This window comes from Bradyrhizobium sp. BR14999, assembly GCF_056106085.1.
The window spans coordinates 420,403-439,549 of sequence record NZ_CM148536.1 but is presented as its reverse complement, the minus strand read 5'-3'; the positions used below and the strand labels follow the sequence as shown (position 1 = coordinate 439,549).

The window sequence follows — 19,147 nt, the reverse complement described above, 5'->3', positions numbered from 1 at the left end:
GCATCGCCCGGCACGCGCCGACCTCTCCCGCAAGCGGGAGAGGTGCACCGAGCCCGTGGGCCGATTGGTTTGACTTAAAGCTATTCGTCTTTAATGCGCCGCCGAGGCCGAGCGCTTGGTCGCGACCGGCTTCGGTGCGGGCTTGGCGCTCGCCTGCGGCGCGCTGTCCCAGCCGCCGGCGGGCGTCGCGACATTGACGGCATCGTCGGGCTGCGGCTCGGCGCTAAAAGTCTGGATCGCGAGCTTGGCTGCGGCGAGCGATTGCGGATCGAGCCGCTTGGCGACGTCGTCGCGCTTGCCCGCCGCATCCGCATCGCCCTGGGCTGCCGCCAAGCTGAACCATTTGTAGGATTCGGCGAGGTTCTGCTCGACGCCGATGCCGCGGGCATAGAGGATGCCGAGGTTGAACTGGCTGTCGGCGACGCCGCGGTCGGCGGCTTTGCGGAACCACTGCGCTGCGCTCTTGTAATTGGCGCCGCGTCCGCCGCCATCGGCATCAAGCACCGCGAGATTGTGCATCGCCTTGGCGTTGCCGCGCTCGGCGGCCTGCGTGTAGTAGCGGCGGGCGATGTCGGCGTCCTTCTTCACGCCAAGGCCCTTCTCGTAGAGCGTGCCGAGGCGGAAGGTCGCGGGCACGACGCCGGCCTGCGCCGCGCGGTCGTACCATTTGGCGGCTTCATCGTAGTTCGTAGCCACGCCCTTGCCCTCGGCAAAGCGCACGCCGATCTCGTAGGCCGCGGTCGCATCGCCCTTCATCGCGGCGGTGCGCAGGCCCGGCCCGCCGATGCCGTCAGGCAGCTTCTCGCTCGGCGGCACCTGGATGAGGCCGAGCTTGGCGCGGCTCGTGCCCGACAGCGCGCCGGTGACGTCGCTGGAGGCAGGTGGCGGCGGGGCCACGGCAGGTGCGGACGGGATTTCGACCGAGGCCGAGCTGCCCGGATTGGCGGCCGGCGCAGCATTGTTCTGGGATTGTCGTCCGATCGGCGTCGGCGAGGTCATCGACGGCGTGACCTGCTCGGGCGTAGCGGGCTTGCTCTCGATCGGGGGCGGGGGAGCCAGCGGGGTGGGCTGGCTCGACGTATTCTCCATGGCCTGCGGCGCTGGCGGCACGCTGCCGCCTTCGAGCAGGTTCATCGCCATCTTGAAGGTGCCGAGCACGATCACGACCACGCTCGCGCCGACCAGCAGCGAGCGGATCTTCGCGGTGATGGTCGAGCCGCCGTCCTTGCCCTTGTCCTTGGAGCGATCAGCCCCGGCCTTGGCGGCGCGGCCGGTCTTTTCCGGCTGCGCGGCGGCGGCCTGGGCGGCGCGGCGCGCAGCGGCGATGAAGCTCGACGACGACACCGGCTCTTTCGGAGCAGTGGGAATTCCACTGATCGCACTCTCGGATGCGGCGATGCGCTCCGACGGCGTGGCGGCGCGGCCACCCGGCCGGGTGCCCGGCTCGAGCGGATGATCCGGCGGCAATTCCGGCGCCAGCGCAGCCCGCGCAGGCGCGGTGTGCGGCTCCAGGATTTCGCTGATCGCACGCGGCGGTAAAGGTGATGTGACTTGCGGTGCCGCCGGCACCGACGGTGGCGCGGCGGGGGCAGCGGCATGGAATTCGCGCGGCGCGGCGACGAAAGCGGCCTGCGCTGCTTGCGCGGCGGCCGGGTTCGGAAGCTCCGGCTTCGGATCGTATTTCGGCTGCTGTTGCTGCGGCGGCCGCGGCTCGCGCGCCATCGGCGCGGGCTCCATCGGGGCGGGCTCCATCGGAGCAGCCATGGGCATCCGCGGCGCAGGGGCGGGCGGCGCGGTGCGCACCGCGCGCAGATCGCCCTCGATCATGGAGAGGCGGTCGACGACATGACCGAGCGTGTTGTGAACGGCTTCGAGCGAATCCTGCGTGTGCCGGTTGGTCTCGGCCTGGCTGAAGCGGATGTCGGAGAGCTCGCGCTTGACGAGATCGACCACGCCCGAATCGGCAGGCAGCGCCGAATTGCGGCTCTCGGCCAGCGCGGAATAGGTCGCCTGCTGCCGTTCCAGGTGCCTGAGGATGTCGTGCAGCCCGTCCTCGACGCGGCTTAGATTGCCGCTGCGCGGGTCGGAGGCGGCCTCGATCCGCTCCAGCAGATACGAGACGCGCTGCTCGAGATGGGCGAAGGTCGAGGCCGAGTCGTTGCCGACCTGCATGCGGTCGAAGCGGTCCGACAGCGCGCGGATCGCAGCTTCCAGATGCTCGGTGCTCTCGGCCGGGTGCGGCCGCTCGCGCGTCTCGAGCGCCGCGGTGAGCGCCGCGATGCGCTGCTCCAGCACCGCAAAGCTGTCACTGGGGCCGGAGGCGCGGGTGATCTGGTCGACCTTGGACGACAGCAGCTGCACGTCTTCGGACAGACGCGCCAGCGCTTCGTTGGAGGCGACGTTGGAGACGATGCTGCGCAGCGCCGAGATCGCGTCTTCGAGCTGGCGCACCGTCGAGGGATCGTCATTGGCGCGCAGGATCAGATCGAGCTTGGCGCCGAGATTGCGGATCGCCTCGTCATAGCCGGTGAGCTGCTCGGCCGGGGTCAGCGTGCGCAGCACCTGCTTGATGTCGGACAGCGCGCGCTCGATGCCGGAGAGAACCTGGCCGTCGGTGCCGTTGGAGCGGGTCTCGTCGATGCGACGGTGCAGCGAGCGGATCTCGTTCTCGATCGATTCGATCGCGCGCCGCGGCATCGCCTCGGTGATGGCGTGGCGGATCTCGGCAAGCTCGCTGCGGAAGGCGGTGATCGCCTGCTCGGTATTGTCAGGGCGCTGGAGCGACTCGATCTGGCTCGTGATCTTGAGCAGATGGCGCTCGAGCGACGAGAAATCCGGCCCCGGCTGCGGGGGCGGCGGCGCGTAGGCGGGGGCGGGTGGCGCCGCCATCGGCGCAATCGACGGCGCGGCGCGTGGCGGCATCTGCCTGGGCGTAAAGCCGTCGAGCTCGCTCTGCCGCGCCGTGATCTCGGCGACCGCGACGTCGAAGGACGCGGGGCTTAAGGGCGGCGAATTGCGATAGACCTGGGCTGCCGCGCGCTCGACCGCATCGGCCTGGCGTTGGCGCGTCTCGACCGGTGGCGGTGCCGGCCGCTGGGCCTGAGGCTGCTGCGGCTGCGGCTTCGAGATCTGCGACAGCCGCGCATCGAGCCGCGAGATCGCATCATTGAGCTGGCGCGCGACGCCCTGCTCGCGCGACATGTCCTGCCGCGAAGTATCCTGGCGCTGGGCGGGCTTTGAAATCCGTTCGATCTGCTGGGTGATCGCGTCTAGCCGCTGATGGATGTCGGCGACTTCGCGGCTTTCCTGGCTCGGTCCTTGCGGGATGTGGTGCGGACGCTGGTCGTACGGTCCGCGAAAGTTCGGTGGCGCTGTCTCGCCGAGCGTGGAGTTCAGCCAATCGTTGAGTGACATGCCGGCTCTGCGCGCAGCAGCTTCGGCCCGCTCCCGGACGGAGGGATCGATGCCGTCAACACTCCACGATACGCGCGAATTCATGACTCTGTCCGGTTCCGACTCCGGCGCCCCACCCGGCGCCTCCAGCCTCCCCACGCGTGCCCGGTTGTAAACACAACCGAATTTGGCGCAGGTCGTCTGCCTCGAAAACCGACTTTTTCCTGTTACGGTAAATAACGAGTTAAGGAACGCCGGCGCGGGTGTCTTAAAGTTGGGCGGGGGTGTTGGTTGTGGCGCCCGTCCGGTCGCCAAACAACCGGTGTCATGCTCCGCGAACGCGGGGCATCCAGTACACCGCGGCTTCTCAATTCCAGCCGCGCCGCCTCTGGAATACTGGATCGCCCGCTTTCGCGGGCGATGACAGTGGAGACGGTGGTGAGAGTTCGAGGCTCGCCAGCCCTCAGCCCTTCTCGCGTTTGCCGTCCTCCAGCGGCACCACCGTGGCCTTGCCGCTCATCGCCGACAGCGCCTCCAGCGCCTCCTCGCAGAAATCGGCCACCATCTGCTCGTGCCGGGCCCCTAAGCGGAGCAGGAGCAGATTGCCGAGATCGAGCCTGCCCTCCGCCGTGCCGTCCGGAAAACGCTTCTTCAGGATGCGCTCGTAATTGGCGTGGCGGTCGCGGTGGTGCTCCAGCCGGGCCATCAGATCGGTGCGCAGCGGCTCGATGTCGATGCTGTCGAGCGCATGGAGGCGGACCAACAGGTCGTCCTTGGTCGAAGCCGGCGTGCTGGGGCGCGCGGCCCAGTGCCGCAGCGCTGTTCTGCCCTCGGGGGTGAGCGTATAAACCAGCTTGTTCGGCTTGCCTGTCTGCACGACCTCGCGGCCCTGGATGTAGCCGCGGTCACGCAGCTTGGAGAGCTCGCGGTAGATCTGCTGGTGGTCGGCCTTCCAGAAGAAGCCGATCGAAGAATCGAACGTCTTGGCGAGCTCGTAGCCCGTCATCGGACGTTCCGTCAGGCATGCGAGGATTGCGTCGCCGAGCGCCATGAGCGGCCTCCCTTCTTAGGTCTGACCAACCTGCTTGACTTTATGCGCATCGGCGCATATGCGTCAATGTGCATATGAGGCAGCTTGCGGACGGGGCCCAAGACCCCGACTGAAAATCCAGCGGAATCAACCTTCTCGCTACTGTGCATGGGGTTGTTTTCGCATTTATGCCCTTGCCCTAGGGAGGCACCTGAGAATGACCGGCCTCGATTCCTGGTACGCCTACATGAAGTCTCATGACCGCGCCGCGCTCTGGGACCTTCTGCACCCGGATGCCGTGTTCGAAAGCCCCGTCGTCCATTCGACGCAGCGCGGGCGCGACATCACCTTCAAATACCTCTCCAGCGCCGAGAAGGTGCTCGGCGGCCCCGGCTTCACCTATGTCGGTGAATGGCGCAGCGACAATGGCGCCGTGCTCGAATTCAAGACCATCATCGACGGCATCGAGATCAACGGTGTCGACATCATCAGCTTCGATAGCGAAGGACGCATCACCCATTTCAAGGTGATGGTGCGTCCGCTCAAGGCCATCAACATGCTGCATCGCCTGATGGCGGAGCAGCTTGCCGCCCAATCATGACACTGCCCTGAGGTTGCGGAACCCGCTAAGCTCGCGGGCAAGGCTCCGCCGCAGGAATCACGTCAACATCGCCACTTCAAGCCCCATGCCGGGAGAACGCCATGCCGATCTATAAAGCCCCTGTCGAAGACGTGAATTTCCTGCTCAACGACGTCTTCCAGATCGATCGCTACGACAATCTGCCGGGCTTCTCGGACGCGTCGAGCGACGTGCGCGAGGCGATCCTCGGCGAAGCTGCCAAGCTCGCCGAAGAGGTGCTGCAGCCGCTCAATCGCGTCGGCGATCTCGAAGGCTGCAAGCGCACTGAGGACGGCAGCGTCACCACGCCGAAGGGTTTTAAGGACGCCTTCAAGCAGGTCGTCGAGGGCGGCTGGCTCGGTCTGTCGGCGCCGACGGAATATGGTGGCCAGGGCTTGCCGGTGACGCTGAGCCAGGCAGTCAACGAATTCCAGATCTCCGCCAACATGGCGTTCTCGATGTATGGCGGCCTCACCATGGGCGCGACCGCGGCATTGCTGGTGCACGGCACGCCCGAACAGAAGCAGATCTACGTGCCGAAAATGGTCGCCGGCGAATGGACCGGCACCATGAACCTGACCGAGCCGCATTGCGGCACCGATCTCGGCATGCTGCGCACCAAGGCGGTGCGCCAGGCCGACGGCAGCTTCAAGATCACGGGCACCAAGATCTTCATCTCGGCCGGCGAGCATGACCTCGCCTCCAACATCATCCACCTCGTGCTCGCCCGCATCGAGGGCGCGCCCGCCGGCATCAAGGGCGTGTCGCTGTTCGTGGTGCCGAAATTCCTGGTCAATGCCGATGGTTCGGTCGGGCAGCGCAATGGCGTGGTTTGCGGCTCGATCGAGCACAAGATGGGCATCCACGGCAATTCCACCTGCGTGATGAACTACGACAACGCCACCGGCTGGCTGATCGGCGAAGAGAACAAGGGCATGCAGGGCATGTTCGTGATGATGAACGAGGCTCGCCTCGGCGTCGCCGTGCAGGGCCTCGCGCAGTCCGAGGTCGCCTATCAGAACGCAGTCGCCTATGCCCGCGAGCGCATCCAGGGTCGCGCACTCACCGGCGCCAAGGCGCCGGACAAGCAAGCCGATCCGATCATCGTGCATCCCGACGTGCGTCGCACGCTGCTCTCGATCCGCGCCTTCAACGAGGCCGCGCGCGCCTTCGTGATCTGGACCGCACTGAAGAGCGACGTCGCCCATCGCTCCGAGGATCCCAAGGACCGCCAGGCCGCCGACGATCACATGGGTCTGATGACCCCGGTGTTGAAGGGCTTCCTCACCGATTACGGCTTTGCCAATGCGGTGCAGGCGCAGCAGATGTATGGCGGCCACGGCTACATCGCCGAGCAGGGCATGGAGCAGTTCGTGCGCGATGCGCGCATCGCGATGATCTATGAAGGCGCCAACGGCATCCAGGCGCTCGACCTCGTCGGCCGCAAGCTGCCGCGCGACGGCGGCCGCGCCATCATGGCCTTCTTCGGCGAGGTCATGGCCTTCGCCAAGGAGAACGGCGGCGACGAGGCGCTAAAACCCTTCATCACCCCGCTCTCGACCTCGCTCGGCCATCTCCAGCAGGCCACCACCTGGCTGATGCAGAACGCGATGGCGAAGCCGGACAATGCGGGCGCTGCCGCAACCGATTACCTGCATCTCTTCGGCTTCGTTGCGCTCGGCTACATGTGGGCGAAGATGGCCAAGGTGACGCAGGCGAAGATTGCCGAGAGCGGGGCGACGCCCTATCTCTCGACCAAGCTCGTCACCGGCCGCTTCTTCATGGAGCGGATGCTGCCGGAGACCGCCGCCAATCTCGCGCGCATCCAGGCCGGCTGCGCCACCATCATGGAATTGCCGGCGGAAGCGTTCTGAGCCTGCTACCGCTGCCCGCTCCCAATCGTTCTCGAAACATCACACCAGGAGGGCGTCATGCCTGAGGCATTCATCTACGACCACGTTCGCACCCCGCGCGGCCGCGGCAAGGCGGACGGTGCGCTGCACGAAGTCACGGCGCTCGCGCTCGCCACCGTGCCGTTGAAGGCGCTGAAGGATCGCAACAACCTGCCCAAGGATTCCGTCGATGACGTCGTGCTCGGCGTGGTCGATCCCGTCGGCGAGGCGGGCTCCGACATCGCGCGCTTTGCTGCGCTCAAGTCCGGTCTCGGCGACGCCGTGCCCGGCGTGCAGATCAGCCGCTTCTGTGCCTCAGGTCTCGACGCCGTGAACTTTGCCGCCGCGCAGGTGATGAGCGGCCAGCATGAGCTGGTGATCGGCGGCGGCGCCGAATCCATGAGCCGCGTCGGTATCGGCGCCTCCGGCGGCGCCTGGCCGATGGATCCCTCGATGGCGGTGCCGGCCTACTTCATGCCGCAGGGCGTTTCCGCCGATCTGATCGCCACCAAATACGGTTTCTCGCGTGACGACGTCGATGCCTACGCGGTGCAGAGCCAGCAGCGCGCGGCTCAGGCCTGGGATGAGGGCCGCTTCAACAAGTCCGTGGTGCCAGTGAAGGACATCAACGGCCTCACCATCCTCGCCAAGGACGAGCACATGCGCCCCTCGACGACGATGCAGTCGCTGGCGCAGCTCCAGCCCGCGTTCACGATGATGGCGCAGATGGGCGGCTTCGATGGCGTCGCGCTGCAGTCGCACCCCGAGATCGAGCGCGTCAACTACGTGCACCACGCCGGCAACTCCTCGGGCATCGTCGACGGCGCCGGCGCCGTTCTGCTCGGCAGCAAGGAGGCAGGCGCGAAATACGGCATGAAGCCGCGTGCAAAAATCCGCGCCTTCGCCAATATCGGCTCGGAGCCGGCGATGATGCTGACCGGTCCGGTCGACGTCACCGAGAAGCTCTTTGCGCGTTTCGGCATGAAGAAGTCGGACATCGACCTGTTCGAGCTCAACGAGGCCTTCGCCTCGGTCGTGCTGCGCTACATCCAGGCCTTCGACATCGACAACGCCAAGATCAACGTCAATGGCGGCGCGATCGCGCTCGGCCATCCGCTCGGGGCGACCGGCGCGATGATCCTCGGCACCGTGCTCGATGAGCTCGAGCGCACCAACAAGTCCACTGCGCTGGTGACGCTGTGCATCGGCGGCGGCATGGGCACCGCGACCATCATCGAGCGGGTGTAACGAGCTGCCGTAGGGTGGGCAAAGCGAAGCGTGCCCACCACTGCTGTCTCCGCGAAAATGGTGGGCACGGCGCAAAGGCGCCTTTGCCCACCCTACGAGACCTTAAGTCAACCGCCGCGCCTGGCATCGGCTGCGGCACCGAGGAGCAACCAACATGTCGTACAAGAACTTTAGGGTTGAGACCGATTCCGACGGCATCGCGCTCGTCACCTGGGACATCCCGGGCCGTTCGATGAACGTGCTCGACGAGACTTCGACCAGCGAGCTCGACGCCATCGTCAAGGCGACCACGGCAGACGCTGCGGTGAAGGGCGTCGTCATCACCTCGGCGAAAGAAGCATTCTGCGCCGGCGCCGACCTCTCGATGCTCGAAGGCATGAACCAGGCCTACGCAAAGCTCTTCAAGGAGCAGGGCGAGACCGCGGCGAACCAGATGCTGTTCGACCAGAGCCGCCGCTTCTCGCAGGTGCTGCGCTCGATCGAAACCTCCGGCAAGCCATGGGCGGCCGCGATCAACGGCCTCGCGCTCGGCGGCGGGTTTGAGATCACGCTATGCTGCCATTATCGCGTGGCCGCGGAGAATCCCAAGACCCGCCTCGGCCTGCCCGAGGTCAAGGTTGGCCTATTCCCCGGCGCCGGCGGTACGCAACGCGTGCCGCGTCTGGTGCCGCCGCAGGACGCGATGACGATCCTGCTCAAGGGTGATCCGGTCACGGTGGAGAAAGCGAAGGCGCTGAACCTGATCCACGCCATCGTTCCCGCCGCCGATCTCATCAAGGCGGCCAAGGACTGGATCAAGGGCGGCGGCAAGGCGGTCGCGCCCTGGGACGAGAAGGGTTTCAAGCTCCCCGGCGGTCCGGTGTTCTCCAAGGCCGGCATGATGATGTTCCCCGCCGGCAACGCCATCTATCGCCGCGAGACCTACGACAATTATCCGGCCGCGCGCGCGATCATGAGCTGTGTCTATGAAGGCCTCCAGCTGCCGATCGACGCCGCGCTTCGCGTGGAGTCCCGCTATTTCACCTCGGTGCTGCGCTCGAAGGAAGCGGCTGCAATGATCCGCAGCCTGTTCCTGTCGATGCAGGAATTGAACAAGGGCGCCCGCCGTCCGAAGAACGTGCCGCCCACCAAGGTGAAGAAGATCGCCGTGATCGGCGCCGGCTTCATGGGCGCGAGCGTCGGCTACGTCTCGGCCCGTGCCGGCCTCGACGTCGTTCTGATCGACCGCGACCAGGAGAGCGCCGACAAGGGCAAGGCGCATGCGCAGAAGGTGATCGAGGAGCAGATCAAGAAAGGCCGCGCCAAGCCTGGCGATGCCGAAGCGCTGCGCGCGCGCATCACGGCGACGGCGGACTATGCCGCGCTGAGGGACGTCGACCTCGTCATCGAGGCCGTGTTCGAGGACCGCAAGGTCAAGGCGGAGACCTTTGCCAAGGCGCAGGAGTACCTGAAGCCGGATGTGATCTTCGCGTCCAACACGTCGACGCTGCCGATCACCTCGCTGGCCGAGAGCTTCAAGGACCAGGGCAAGTTCGTCGGCATCCACTTCTTCTCGCCGGTCGAGAAGATGATGCTGGTCGAGATCATCCTCGGCAAGAACACCGGCGACGTCGCGCTCGCGACCGCGCTCGATTATGTCCGGCAGATCGGCAAGACGCCGATCGTCGTCAACGACAGCCGCGGCTTCTTCGCCAACCGCTGCGTCGGCCGCTACGTCGCCGAAGGCAACGAGATGTTCCTCGAAGGCGTGCCGCCGGCGATGATCGAGAACTGTGCCAAGATGGCCGGCATGCCGGTCGGCCCGCTCTCGCTGTCGGACGAAGTCGCGCTCGACCTCGGCCTCAAGATCATGAAGGCGACGGAAGCCGATCTCGGCCCCAACGCCATCAACCCCGACCAGAAGAAGCTGATGGTCGAGATGGTCGAGAAGCAAGGCCGGCTCGGCCGCAAGAACAGCAAGGGCTTCTACGACTATCCTGAGAAGGGCAAGGGTCAGAAGAGCCTGTGGCCAGGCCTGTCGGCGTTGCAGCCGAAGCAGCTCGACCCTGATACGCTCGACGTCGAGGAGCTGAAGCAGCGCTTCCTGGTGGTGCAGGCGGTGGAAGCCGCGCGCACGGTCGAGGACCACGTCATCACCGATCCGCGCGAGGCCGACGTCGGCTCGATCCTCGGCTTCGGCTTCGCGCCGTTCACCGGCGGTACGCTGTCCTACATCGACTTCATGGGCACGAAGAAGTTCGTCGAGCTCTGCCACAAGTTAGAGGCCAAATACGGCTCGCGCTTCACCCCGCCGAAGTTGCTGGAAGAGATGGCGGCGAAGGGAGAAACCTTCTACGGCCGCTTCGCGCCGAAGAAGGCGGCGGCCTAAGAGAGCTAGTAGCCCGGATGGAGCGAAAGCGAGATCCGGGACAGCATCTCCTGGGATGCTGGAGTTACCCGGATTACGCTTCGCTCCATCCGGGCTACGCAGACTGCGCAGAAACAAAAGGCCAGATCATCGATCCGGCCTTTTTTATTTTCCGTCGCCGACGGCGAGAATGCGCGGCCCGATATCGGGTCACCGGCGCCGCTTCAAATCCCAGCCACACTCGCTCCGCCCTGGCACCGCTCTTGCTAATGAATCACCGGATGACCATTAGCATTGAAGGTGTCCCGCAATGATCCCGACGGTGTCCCAAGACAGCGCAGCCGGCGTTGCGATAAGACACGCGCCCCTTTTTCTGGTGGGTCGGCTGTGGCCGCGCCGCGGGCTCCTGCGGCGGCGCAGAAAAATTCCCTCGTGGTCCGGCCTGGCCCTACTCGTTCTCTTCTTCGATATGGCGATGGCGATGCTCGCCTGGTTCGCCGTCGATCTCGTCCTGCACTGAGAGCTTCCCTCTGTGCAGGTGGAACGTTGCCGCCAGATAGGCAAGCTGGCCGGTAACAAGACAGCCGACGACGATCGGAATGCCGGTCCAAAATCCGAAGCCTGAGGTCTGAAGGACGGTTGCGGCAAGGATCGCGGTCGCCGGCGAGACCAGCGACAAAGCCCAGACTCGGAAGAATAGCCCCGTCGCTAACCCAGTGATTGCACTCGCGAGCAAGAGGAGGAGTACGGTTGTCACGAGAGCTTCCCAGTTCGGGGGCCCGCATCGCGGGCCCTAGCTGAAGTAGAGCCAACCGGATTGCTCTCACAAGGATGGTGACCTCCGCCGAGCACGCAAGGCGGAGTTATTGTTAACTCCGACAATGCTCGTAAAATTGATATCGAGATATCTCGAACCTCCGGGTTTCCCCGAGCGGTTCAAGTAAAAGAGCCGGATCATCGATCCGGCTCTTTATCATCTCGCCTGTTGTGGTCTGGACTTACGCTGCCTGGACCAATCCTTCCTTCTTCAGCGCTTCCTGCACCTGCGGCCGCGCCGCGACGCGGGCCTTGTAGGCGGTCAGGTTGGGCATCGCCGAGAGGTCGAACTTCATCCGGTCGCCCCAGGTCAGCATCGTGAAGAGATAGCCGTCGGCAACCGTGAACTGCTTGCCCATGAGGTAGTCGCGGCCGGCGAGCTGGCTGTCGATATATTTCAGCTTGCCCATGACGCGATCCCTGAAGAAGGCCTTGGCCTCGTCGTTCAGCGCCGGGGCGAACAGCGGGCCAAAGCTCTTGTGCACCTCCGAGGTGAGGAAGTTGAGCCATTCGAGCAGCTTGTAGCGCTCGGAACTGTCGCGGGCGGGGGCCAGCGCTTTGCTTGATGCCTGATCGGCGATCATCTGGACAATCACGGGGCCTTCGGTCACGATCTCACCGCTATCGAGGCCCAGCGCAGGAACCTGGCCCTTGGGGTTCAGCTTCAGATAATCCTCGCCATTTTCGAGCTTCTTGGCTCGGATATCGACCTTGACCAGCTCATAGGGCAGGCCGGCTTCCAGGAGCGCGATATGGGGGGACAGGGAGCAGGCGCCGGGCGAATAGTACAGTTTCATGGAATTTCCTTCTCGTGACGCTTGGTGGGGGCGAAAGAACGACTACATGCGCTTGCATGAAATAGTCAAGATTGATGCAGGTGCATCGAGTGAGGTAAAGAGCGGGCGACGAGCTTGAGCGCGACCATGAAACGCAAACCATCGACCGAGGCAACTTCGGCCTGGATCCGCCTGATGCGGGTGCAGAGCCGCGTGCTCGACTGTGTCGAGCAGGACCTGAAGAAAGCGGGGTTCCCGCCGCTCGCCTGGTATGACGCGCTGCTCGAATTGTCCCGCGCCCCCTCTGGCGAGCTGCGGCCGGTGGAGCTCGAACGCCAGATGCTGATCCCGCAATACTCGACCTCGCGGCTGATCGACCGTCTGGTCGACGAAGGCCTCGCCTCGCGGCGCGAATGCAAGATCGACAAGCGCGGCCAGTTCGTCGAGATCACGGAAGCCGGCCGCGAGTTGCAGAAGCGGATGTGGGGCGCTTATTCGGCCGCAATCGAGAAATATGTCGGTTCGAAACTATCGGATGCCGACGCCGTCAAGCTCAGTGGTCTGCTCGATCGCCTGGGCTGCTCGTGCGGCGAGATGAAATTGCCGCCCGTCGCCAACGTCAACGAAAGCACACCGTCGCGATGATCGCGCGGCAAACCAGCACGTCCGCGCGCCCGGCGGGTTCGCGGACCCTCCCCGTCACCCGCGCGTTCGGTCGAAGCGCTTTTTTGATTAGAGTTTGATATGGCGCGAGACCAGATCGATATGACGCCACTGCAATCGCGCGACGAGCTCGTCGCGTGGTTCGAGGCCGGCTGCAAGGACCCGTCCGAATTCCGCTTGGGGACCGAGCACGAGAAGACGCCGTTCACGCTCGAAGGCCATCGACCCGTGCCTTACGAAGGCGCGCGCGGCATTGGCGCGCTGCTCGAGGGCATGAAGCTCCTGCTCGGCTGGGAGCCGATCATGGAGAGAGGCAACATCATCGGCCTCTACGACGTCACCGGCGGCGGTGCCATCTCGCTCGAGCCCGGCGGACAGTTCGAGCTCTCCGGCGCGCCGGTCGAGAACGTGCACCAGACCCAGAGCGAGCTGATGGCGCATCTGGCGCAAGTGCGCGAGATCGCAACGCCGCTCGGCATCGGCTTCCTCGGGCTCGGCATGACGCCGTCCTGGTCGCGCGCGGACATCCCGGTGATGCCCAAGGGCCGCTACAAGATCATGACCAATTATATGCCGAAGGTCGGTCAATACGGCCTCGACATGATGTATCGGACCTGCACGGTGCAGACCAATCTCGACTTCTCCTCGGAAGCCGACATGGTCAAGAAGCTGCGGGTCTCGCTCGCGCTTCAGCCGGTCGCGACGGCGCTGTTCGCCAACTCGCCTTTCACCGAAGGCAAGCCGAACGGCTTCCTCTCCTTCCGCTCCGAGATCTGGCGCGACACCGACAATGCGCGTTCGGGCATGATGCCGTGGGCGTTCGAGGACGGCATGGGTTTCGAGCGCTATGTCGACTACGCGCTCGACGTGCCCATGTATTTCGTCAAGCGCGGCGAGGACTACATCGACGTGTCGGGCTCCTCGTTCCGCGCCTTCTTCGACGGCCGCAACAACAATCTGCCCGGCGAGCGGCCGACGCTGTCGGACTGGGCCAACCATCTCTCGACGATCTTTCCCGAGGTGCGGCTCAAGCGCTATCTCGAGATGCGCGGCTCCGACGGTGGCCCGTGGGGCCGGTTGCCGGCGCTACCGGCGTTCTGGGTCGGGCTGCTCTACGACGACGTCTCGCTCGACGCCGCCTGGGAAATCGTGAAGCACTGGAGCGCGCCTGAACGTCAGGCCTTGCGCGACGATGTGCCGCGCTTCGGCTTCAAGTCGCGGATTAGGGACCGCTATCTCTTCGAGATCGCCAAGGAGTGCCTCGTCCTGGCACATGCCGGCCTGCGCCGGCGCGGCCGGATCGACCAGCTCGGCCGCGACGAGACCCGGCATCTGGAGCCGCTCGATCGCATCATCGATTCCGGCCGCACGCCGGCCGAGGAGATGCTGGACAAGTTTAATGGTCCCTGGAAGGGTTCGGTGGAACCGGCCTACGCGGAATACGCTTTCTAGACCAATAGGCTAACGATCGGGAACTGAGCGTTCATCGCACGTACAGGTTTGCGGCCATCAAATGATCGGCTGAAAAAACCTGAGCGTCGTCAATAACTCGAAAGCTGTTCCGATGGGGAAGGGTCGCCTGTCCGGGGGCGTCATCGCAAGCGTCGTGGCATGCGCCGCGCTGCTTTCGCTCGCGTTTCCGAGCGTGCCGGCGTCCGCGCAGACGGCGTTCGACCGCCCGGGCGGCGACTATTTCAACACGCCGGTCACCTCGGGCGATCCCGAGGATTGTGCGCTGCTCTGCGAGCGTGACCGCCGTTGCCGCTCCTGGAGCTTCAACTATCCCGACGTCGAAGGCGGCTCGGCGGTGTGCTGGCTCAAGAACACGGTGCCGGCGCGCGTGCCGGGCAATTGCTGTATCTCCGGCGTCCGCGGCGCCGGCGTGATCGAGCCGCGCATCGAGGGCGTGGAAACTTCGATCGATCGTCCGGGCGGAGACCTGCGCAATTTCGAGCTCAAGGTTGGCGAAGGCGAGGAGGCCTGCAAGGCGGCCTGCACCGCCGACAACAAATGCCGCGCCTTCACCTATGCCCGTCCCGGCTACACTGGGCGCGAGGCACGCTGCTTCCTGAAAAAGGAAATCAAGCCGCCGCGGCGGAAGGCGGGATTTACGTCGGGCGTGGTGCGGTAGGCAAGATGCCGTAGCCGAGGCATCGGTCCCGTAGGGTGGGCAAAGCGAAGCGTGCCCACCACTTCTATCCAGCGAAGACAAATGGTGGGCACGGCGCTTCGCGCCTTTGCCTACCCTACGGCATCTCACTCCGTCGCAATCACCGTAAGCTCCGGCCACAACGCCTTCCATCGCGCGGCCTTCGCCTCGTAATTGGCGGCGGAAAAATTCAGCGCCCGATTGGGCCGCACGATCAGCCTCGCGACGTCATCGAACCCATGCGGCGCATAGACCTCGAAATTCCCGTCCGCCGGCCGGATGCCGAGCTGCGTATTCTCCGTGAGGAAGCGATCGATCCCGTCGGTCGAGCGCATCAAAGGCGGATAGGGCAGGCCATGCTTGTCGGGGTACCACAGATGCACACGCGCCTGGTTGCGAATCTCGACCTTGGCAGCGAGATGCGCGAGCCGCGCATTCAGCTTGCGGATCACCGCGTCCTCCGCCTCCCACGAGGTATCGGAGTCGAAATAGAACACGTCGTAATCGGCGATGCCGTGATCGATCGGGCGGCCCGTGAGCACGTTCCACACCGACTGCACCAAGCAACCTGCGACCAGCCACGCATCCGGCAGCGCGAGTCGACCGAGCTCATCGATGATCGCGGCGTTGACGGGGTTTTGCAGAGCGAGAGCGAGGAATTCGTCTTTGCTCATGGCAGACCGGAGGAATCGTAGCGTAGGCAAAGGCGCGTCTTCGCGCGTCGTGCCCGCCATCTCTCCACGTTGCGACAGAAGTGGTGGGCACGCTTCCGCTTTGCCCACCCTAACGATCTACGCTTTAGTCAATGCACGGCGGTGAAGAACCGCGCGAGCCTGAAGCCGGAGAGCCAGGTCCACACGGGCTGGCCGCGGATGCCGAGATCCCAGGAGCCGAGCACGGCGTCCGCGCGGCCGACCAGATTGTCGATCGGCAACAAGCCCACACCGCCCGAGCGCAGCGGCACGCGGCTGTCGGCGGAGTTATCGCGGTTGTCGCCGAGCACGAACAGATGGCCTGCTGGCACCGTCACTTCCGGCGTGTTGTCGAGCGGGCCGTTGTCGCGCATCTTGAAGATCAGGTGCGACACGCCGTTCGGCAGCGTCTCGATATAGCGGTAGGCGGGCTCGCGACCGCCATTGTCATCCTCGGCAGCTCCAACGCCATCGGGCTTCAACTCGGCGGGGCGGTCGTTGATGAAGAGCTGGCCCTGCCGCATCTGGATGCGGTCGCCAGGCAAGCCGACGACGCGCTTGACCCAGGCCTGCGAGCGATCACCGGGCCAGCGGAACACGACGACGTCGCCGCGTTTCGGCGTCTCCGCGAAGACGCGGCCGGTCTCCGGCAGGTTGATCTGGATCGGCAGCGACGAAGTGCCGTAGCCATAGGGGAATTTCGAGGCGAGCAGCGCATCGCCGATCAAGAGCGTCGGCTCCATCGATCCCGACGGCACGTAGAAAGGTTCGGCCAGCGCGCCCTTGGCAATGAACACGGCGGCGACGATGCCGGCGAGCTGCATTAGCTGCCCGCCCCAGCCGCTGCTCTTCCGTTTGGTGGTGACAGTCACCTTTTCTTCCACGCTCATGCGCCCGTTCCACCTACTGTAATGCGCTCCATCAACAGCGATGGCTGGCCGACGCCGACAGGCACGCCCTGGCCATTCTTGCCGCAGGTGCCGATGCCGGTGTCGAGCGCGAGGTCGTTGCCGACCATGCGGATGCGGTGCAGATCGGTCGGCCCGTTGCCGATCAGCATGGCGCCCTTCAGGGGCGCCCCCAGCTTGCCGTTCTCGATCTTGTAGGCCTCGGTGCACTGGAACACGTATTTGCCCGAGGTGATGTCGACCTGGCCGCCGCCGAAATTCGCGGCGAACACGCCGTTCTTCACGGAGGCGAGGATCTCGGCGGGATCGCGCTCGCCCGCGAGCATGTAGGTGTTGGTCATGCGCGGCATCGGCACATGGGCGTAGCCCTGGCGGCGGCCGTTGCCGGTCGGCTTCATGTTCATCAGGCGCGCGTTCTGGCGGTCCTGCATGTAGCCGACCAGGATGCCGTCCTCGATCAGCACGGTGCGATTGGTCGGCGTGCCCTCGTCGTCGATCGAGAGCGAGCCGCGGCGCGAGGCTATGGTGCCGTCGTCAACCACGGTGACGCCCTTGGCCGCGACCTGCTGGCCCATCAGGCCGGCAAAGGCCGAGGTCTTCTTGCGGTTGAAGTCGCCCTCGAGGCCATGGCCGACCGCTTCATGCAGCATCACGCCGGGCCAGCCGGCGCCGAGCACGACGTCCATTTCGCCGGCGGGGGCGGGAATCGATTCCAGGTTGACGAGCGCTTCGCGCAGCGCGCCGTCGGCGGCCTCGCGCCAGCTCCTGCTCTCGATGAACTCGGCATAGCCGGCGCGGCCGCCATAACCCTTGCTGCCGCTCTCCTGGCGGTCGCCCTGGCCGGCGACGACGGAGATGTTGACGCGCACCAGCGGGCGGATGTCGCGATAGCTCTCGCCGTCGGGTCGCAGGATCTCGACGACCTGCCAGGTCGCACCCAGACTGACGCTGACCTGCCGCACCCGCGGATCCTTGTCGCGCAGATAGGCGTCGATCTCGGCGAGCAGTTTTACTTTGGTCTCGAAGCCGGGTGCATCGAGCGGATTGTCGTCACTGTAAAGCCGCACGTTGGTATGCGCTGGCGGGGCGGCAAAACTGCCGGAATAGCCGCCGCGCACGGCCGCGACTGCATCAGCGGCGCGAATCAGCGCCGGTAGCGAGACGTCGGAGGAATGCGCATAGCCGACCGCATCGTCCTTGACGGCGCGCAGGCCAAAGCCCTGCGAGGTGTCGTAGGTCGCCTGCTTCAGCCGCCCATTGTCGAACATCAGCGCTTCGGTCTGGCTGTACTCCAGGAACAGTTCGCCATCGTCGGCGCCGGCAAGCCCGCGCGCGACCTCGTTGCGAACCTGGTCGCGGTCGAGATTGGCGCGGTCGAGCAGGGAGGTAGTGGCAGGGTTGGTCATGCGTCCGTCCATTATCGGGGGATGTGGGGCAAGATAATGGTTTCGGACCGGTTCCGCGAGGGGCGGGCCGTCACATTACGGAAACGATAGGTGCGCCTCGGGCTTAAGCCGGCTTTCAGGATTTTCGGCCTATCACCGGCGAACCTGAAGTCGGAGCCGCCGACAGAGCATGTGGAATTCCCTGACTGTGTTCTAGGATCAGTATCACGGCCTGATCATCGGCTTTGCCGCGCTGGCTTTGGTTCTGATCTTCAATCAGTTCGTCTATCGACGCCGCTGGACATCCTATCCCACGCGCGAGGCCTATGTCGCAGCTCACCCGGGCTGCGACACGGTTGACGGTATCCTCTGCGCGACATGTCAGCGAAAGGCGCTGGTGGGGCCAGTGGCCGGCAGAGGACGCATCTATCGCTGCGGCTGGTGCGACACGGAGCTTTATCGCGTCGACAAGGCGTGAGCGCCGCTAAAGCATGATCCGGAAAAGTGCGAAGCTGTTTTCCAATAAGATCATGCTTAAACAACGACCTAAGGCGCGAAGACGATTCGTCCCAATCTCATCGCGCTTTACGGCAGTTTGTCGTAGCCCTCACCCAGCCCATTCAGGCTGAGCGGGAAGCCGATGCCTTCTTCAGGGGTCTCGAAGATGATGAAGGTCGCAGTCTTGGCGCTGCGGAGCTGGCCCAGCAGCTTGTCGTCCATCACCACTTCCGCGACGCAGCCGTTGGGCAGGCATCTGACGAAACCGGCGCGGCCGACGTCCTGGTTGTCGAGCTTGAGGCCGAGGCCGGAGGGCAAGAGCACGCCGAGCGGGGCGACCACCCGCATCAGGCGGCTCTTCTGATCGGCGGTCTTGAGCACGATCACGGTCAGGCCGGCATTGGAGCGGTCTTCCGCCACCACGCTCTGGATCAGGGCGCATTGCTCGGTCTGGGCGCCGGGCGGGGTGTCACAGCGGATCTGCCAGTCGCCATGGACGGAGCGCACCGCGCCCTGCGCATGGGCAAGACCGGGCAGCGCCACGAAGGCAACCGCCAGCAGGGCGGCCAGCATCGTGAGGCCGCCAGCCTGCCTTGCCATGCATCTCGAAAGCCCCATCGGGTCGGTCCCTCTGCTCGCCTGGGTCGCTCGCACCTGGCGGACTGATACGGGAATGACGGCGTCTTGAAGGCAATTCCCAAGCAAATTCCGCGCCGTCGCGCACCACCATC

General features: G+C 65.1%; 15 protein-coding genes. 7 read left to right on the top strand and 8 right to left on the bottom strand.

Annotated elements, in window-relative coordinates; genetic code table 11:
* Nucleotides 1–90: 90 nt before the first annotated feature.
* The gene (locus ACR9YP_RS02010; RefSeq protein ID WP_474218893.1) at nucleotides 91–3,498 is read right to left on the bottom strand and encodes a tetratricopeptide repeat protein; all 3,408 of its coding nucleotides are present in this window, start codon (nucleotides 3,496–3,498) and stop codon (nucleotides 91–93) included.
* Between the two features lie 358 nt (nucleotides 3,499–3,856).
* Nucleotides 3,857–4,444 carry a PadR family transcriptional regulator gene (locus ACR9YP_RS02005; RefSeq protein WP_474218892.1) on the bottom strand — a complete coding sequence of 196 codons (588 nt, stop codon included), beginning with the start codon at nucleotides 4,442–4,444 and terminating at the stop codon, nucleotides 3,857–3,859.
* A 196-nt stretch (nucleotides 4,445–4,640) separates the two neighbouring features.
* Between ACR9YP_RS02005 and ACR9YP_RS02000 the strand changes: the two genes are divergently transcribed.
* The 4 genes from ACR9YP_RS02000 to ACR9YP_RS01985 all read left to right on the top strand — a co-directional run bounded on the left by ACR9YP_RS02000 (nucleotide 4,641) and on the right by ACR9YP_RS01985 (nucleotide 10,550).
* Complete coding sequence (locus ACR9YP_RS02000) at nucleotides 4,641–5,024, top strand: nuclear transport factor 2 family protein (protein ID WP_474218891.1); 384 nt, start codon at nucleotides 4,641–4,643, stop codon at nucleotides 5,022–5,024.
* 101 nt (nucleotides 5,025–5,125) lie between these two features.
* On the top strand, nucleotides 5,126–6,916 hold the full coding sequence (locus tag ACR9YP_RS01995) for an acyl-CoA dehydrogenase C-terminal domain-containing protein (protein WP_438104350.1): 1,791 nt from the start codon (nucleotides 5,126–5,128) through the stop codon (nucleotides 6,914–6,916).
* Between the two features lie 57 nt (nucleotides 6,917–6,973).
* Nucleotides 6,974–8,182 carry an acetyl-CoA C-acetyltransferase gene (locus ACR9YP_RS01990; protein WP_474218890.1) on the top strand — a complete coding sequence of 403 codons (1,209 nt, stop codon included), beginning with the start codon at nucleotides 6,974–6,976 and terminating at the stop codon, nucleotides 8,180–8,182.
* 154 nt (nucleotides 8,183–8,336) lie between these two features.
* Entirely contained in the window at nucleotides 8,337–10,550 is a 2,214-nt protein-coding gene (locus ACR9YP_RS01985; protein WP_474218889.1) for an FAD-dependent oxidoreductase, read from the top strand.
* A 427-nt stretch (nucleotides 10,551–10,977) separates the two neighbouring features.
* Here ACR9YP_RS01985 and ACR9YP_RS01980 read toward each other — a convergent pair whose 3' ends face one another.
* Both ACR9YP_RS01980 and gstA read right to left on the bottom strand, forming a co-directional pair.
* Entirely contained in the window at nucleotides 10,978–11,286 is a 309-nt protein-coding gene (locus ACR9YP_RS01980) for a hypothetical protein (RefSeq protein ID WP_370987805.1), read from the bottom strand.
* A 241-nt stretch (nucleotides 11,287–11,527) separates the two neighbouring features.
* On the bottom strand, nucleotides 11,528–12,142 hold the full coding sequence (gene gstA / locus ACR9YP_RS01975) for a glutathione transferase GstA (RefSeq protein ID WP_091885197.1): 615 nt from the start codon (nucleotides 12,140–12,142) through the stop codon (nucleotides 11,528–11,530).
* A gap of 126 nt (nucleotides 12,143–12,268) precedes the next feature.
* Between gstA and ACR9YP_RS01970 the strand changes: the two genes are divergently transcribed.
* The 3 genes from ACR9YP_RS01970 (at nucleotide 12,269) to ACR9YP_RS01960 (ending at nucleotide 14,915) form a co-directional block, all read left to right on the top strand.
* On the top strand, nucleotides 12,269–12,766 hold the full coding sequence (locus ACR9YP_RS01970; RefSeq protein WP_018644966.1) for a MarR family winged helix-turn-helix transcriptional regulator: 498 nt from the start codon (nucleotides 12,269–12,271) through the stop codon (nucleotides 12,764–12,766).
* A gap of 99 nt (nucleotides 12,767–12,865) precedes the next feature.
* The gene (locus ACR9YP_RS01965; protein ID WP_439358911.1) at nucleotides 12,866–14,236 is read left to right on the top strand and encodes a glutamate--cysteine ligase; all 1,371 of its coding nucleotides are present in this window, start codon (nucleotides 12,866–12,868) and stop codon (nucleotides 14,234–14,236) included.
* 112 nt (nucleotides 14,237–14,348) lie between these two features.
* Nucleotides 14,349–14,915, top strand: coding sequence for a PAN domain-containing protein (locus tag ACR9YP_RS01960; protein WP_474218888.1), 567 nt, complete (start codon nucleotides 14,349–14,351; stop codon nucleotides 14,913–14,915).
* A gap of 125 nt (nucleotides 14,916–15,040) precedes the next feature.
* Here the strand turns inward: ACR9YP_RS01960 and ACR9YP_RS01955 are convergent, their stop codons facing one another.
* From ACR9YP_RS01955 to ACR9YP_RS01940, 4 genes are all read right to left on the bottom strand, one after another.
* Nucleotides 15,041–15,607 (bottom strand): nucleotidyltransferase family protein, encoded by a 567-nt coding sequence (locus ACR9YP_RS01955; RefSeq protein ID WP_474218887.1) that lies wholly within the window; start codon nucleotides 15,605–15,607, stop codon nucleotides 15,041–15,043.
* A gap of 128 nt (nucleotides 15,608–15,735) precedes the next feature.
* Complete coding sequence (lepB, locus tag ACR9YP_RS01950; RefSeq protein ID WP_091885205.1) at nucleotides 15,736–16,515, bottom strand: signal peptidase I; 780 nt, start codon at nucleotides 16,513–16,515, stop codon at nucleotides 15,736–15,738.
* A complete protein-coding gene (gene tldD, locus ACR9YP_RS01945; RefSeq protein WP_091885424.1) occupies nucleotides 16,512–17,939 on the bottom strand; it encodes a metalloprotease TldD in 1,428 nt (475 codons plus the stop codon). Before tldD ends, lepB begins: the two co-directional genes overlap by 4 nt.
* Before the next feature lie 564 nt (nucleotides 17,940–18,503).
* Nucleotides 18,504–19,034 (bottom strand): invasion associated locus B family protein, encoded by a 531-nt coding sequence (locus ACR9YP_RS01940; RefSeq protein WP_438104363.1) that lies wholly within the window; start codon nucleotides 19,032–19,034, stop codon nucleotides 18,504–18,506.
* Between the last annotated feature and the right edge of the window lie 113 nt (nucleotides 19,035–19,147).

Coding starts and splice junctions, on each gene's coding strand:
- ACR9YP_RS01985 (WP_474218889.1), top strand. CDS start 8,337: ATGTCGTACAAGAACTTTAGGGTTGAGACCGATTCCGACGGCATCGCG.
- ACR9YP_RS02005 (WP_474218892.1), bottom strand. CDS start 4,444: ATGGCGCTCGGCGACGCAATCCTCGCATGCCTGACGGAACGTCCGATG.
- ACR9YP_RS02000 (WP_474218891.1), top strand. CDS start 4,641: ATGACCGGCCTCGATTCCTGGTACGCCTACATGAAGTCTCATGACCGC.
- ACR9YP_RS01940 (WP_438104363.1), bottom strand. CDS start 19,034: ATGGGGCTTTCGAGATGCATGGCAAGGCAGGCTGGCGGCCTCACGATG.
- ACR9YP_RS01965 (WP_439358911.1), top strand. CDS start 12,866: ATGGCGCGAGACCAGATCGATATGACGCCACTGCAATCGCGCGACGAG.
- ACR9YP_RS01960 (WP_474218888.1), top strand. CDS start 14,349: ATGGGGAAGGGTCGCCTGTCCGGGGGCGTCATCGCAAGCGTCGTGGCA.
- gstA (WP_091885197.1), bottom strand. CDS start 12,142: ATGAAACTGTACTATTCGCCCGGCGCCTGCTCCCTGTCCCCCCATATC.
- ACR9YP_RS01995 (WP_438104350.1), top strand. CDS start 5,126: ATGCCGATCTATAAAGCCCCTGTCGAAGACGTGAATTTCCTGCTCAAC.
- ACR9YP_RS02010 (WP_474218893.1), bottom strand. CDS start 3,498: ATGAATTCGCGCGTATCGTGGAGTGTTGACGGCATCGATCCCTCCGTC.
- lepB (WP_091885205.1), bottom strand. CDS start 16,515: ATGAGCGTGGAAGAAAAGGTGACTGTCACCACCAAACGGAAGAGCAGC.
- ACR9YP_RS01955 (WP_474218887.1), bottom strand. CDS start 15,607: ATGAGCAAAGACGAATTCCTCGCTCTCGCTCTGCAAAACCCCGTCAAC.
- tldD (WP_091885424.1), bottom strand. CDS start 17,939: ATGACCAACCCTGCCACTACCTCCCTGCTCGACCGCGCCAATCTCGAC.
- ACR9YP_RS01990 (WP_474218890.1), top strand. CDS start 6,974: ATGCCTGAGGCATTCATCTACGACCACGTTCGCACCCCGCGCGGCCGC.
- ACR9YP_RS01970 (WP_018644966.1), top strand. CDS start 12,269: ATGAAACGCAAACCATCGACCGAGGCAACTTCGGCCTGGATCCGCCTG.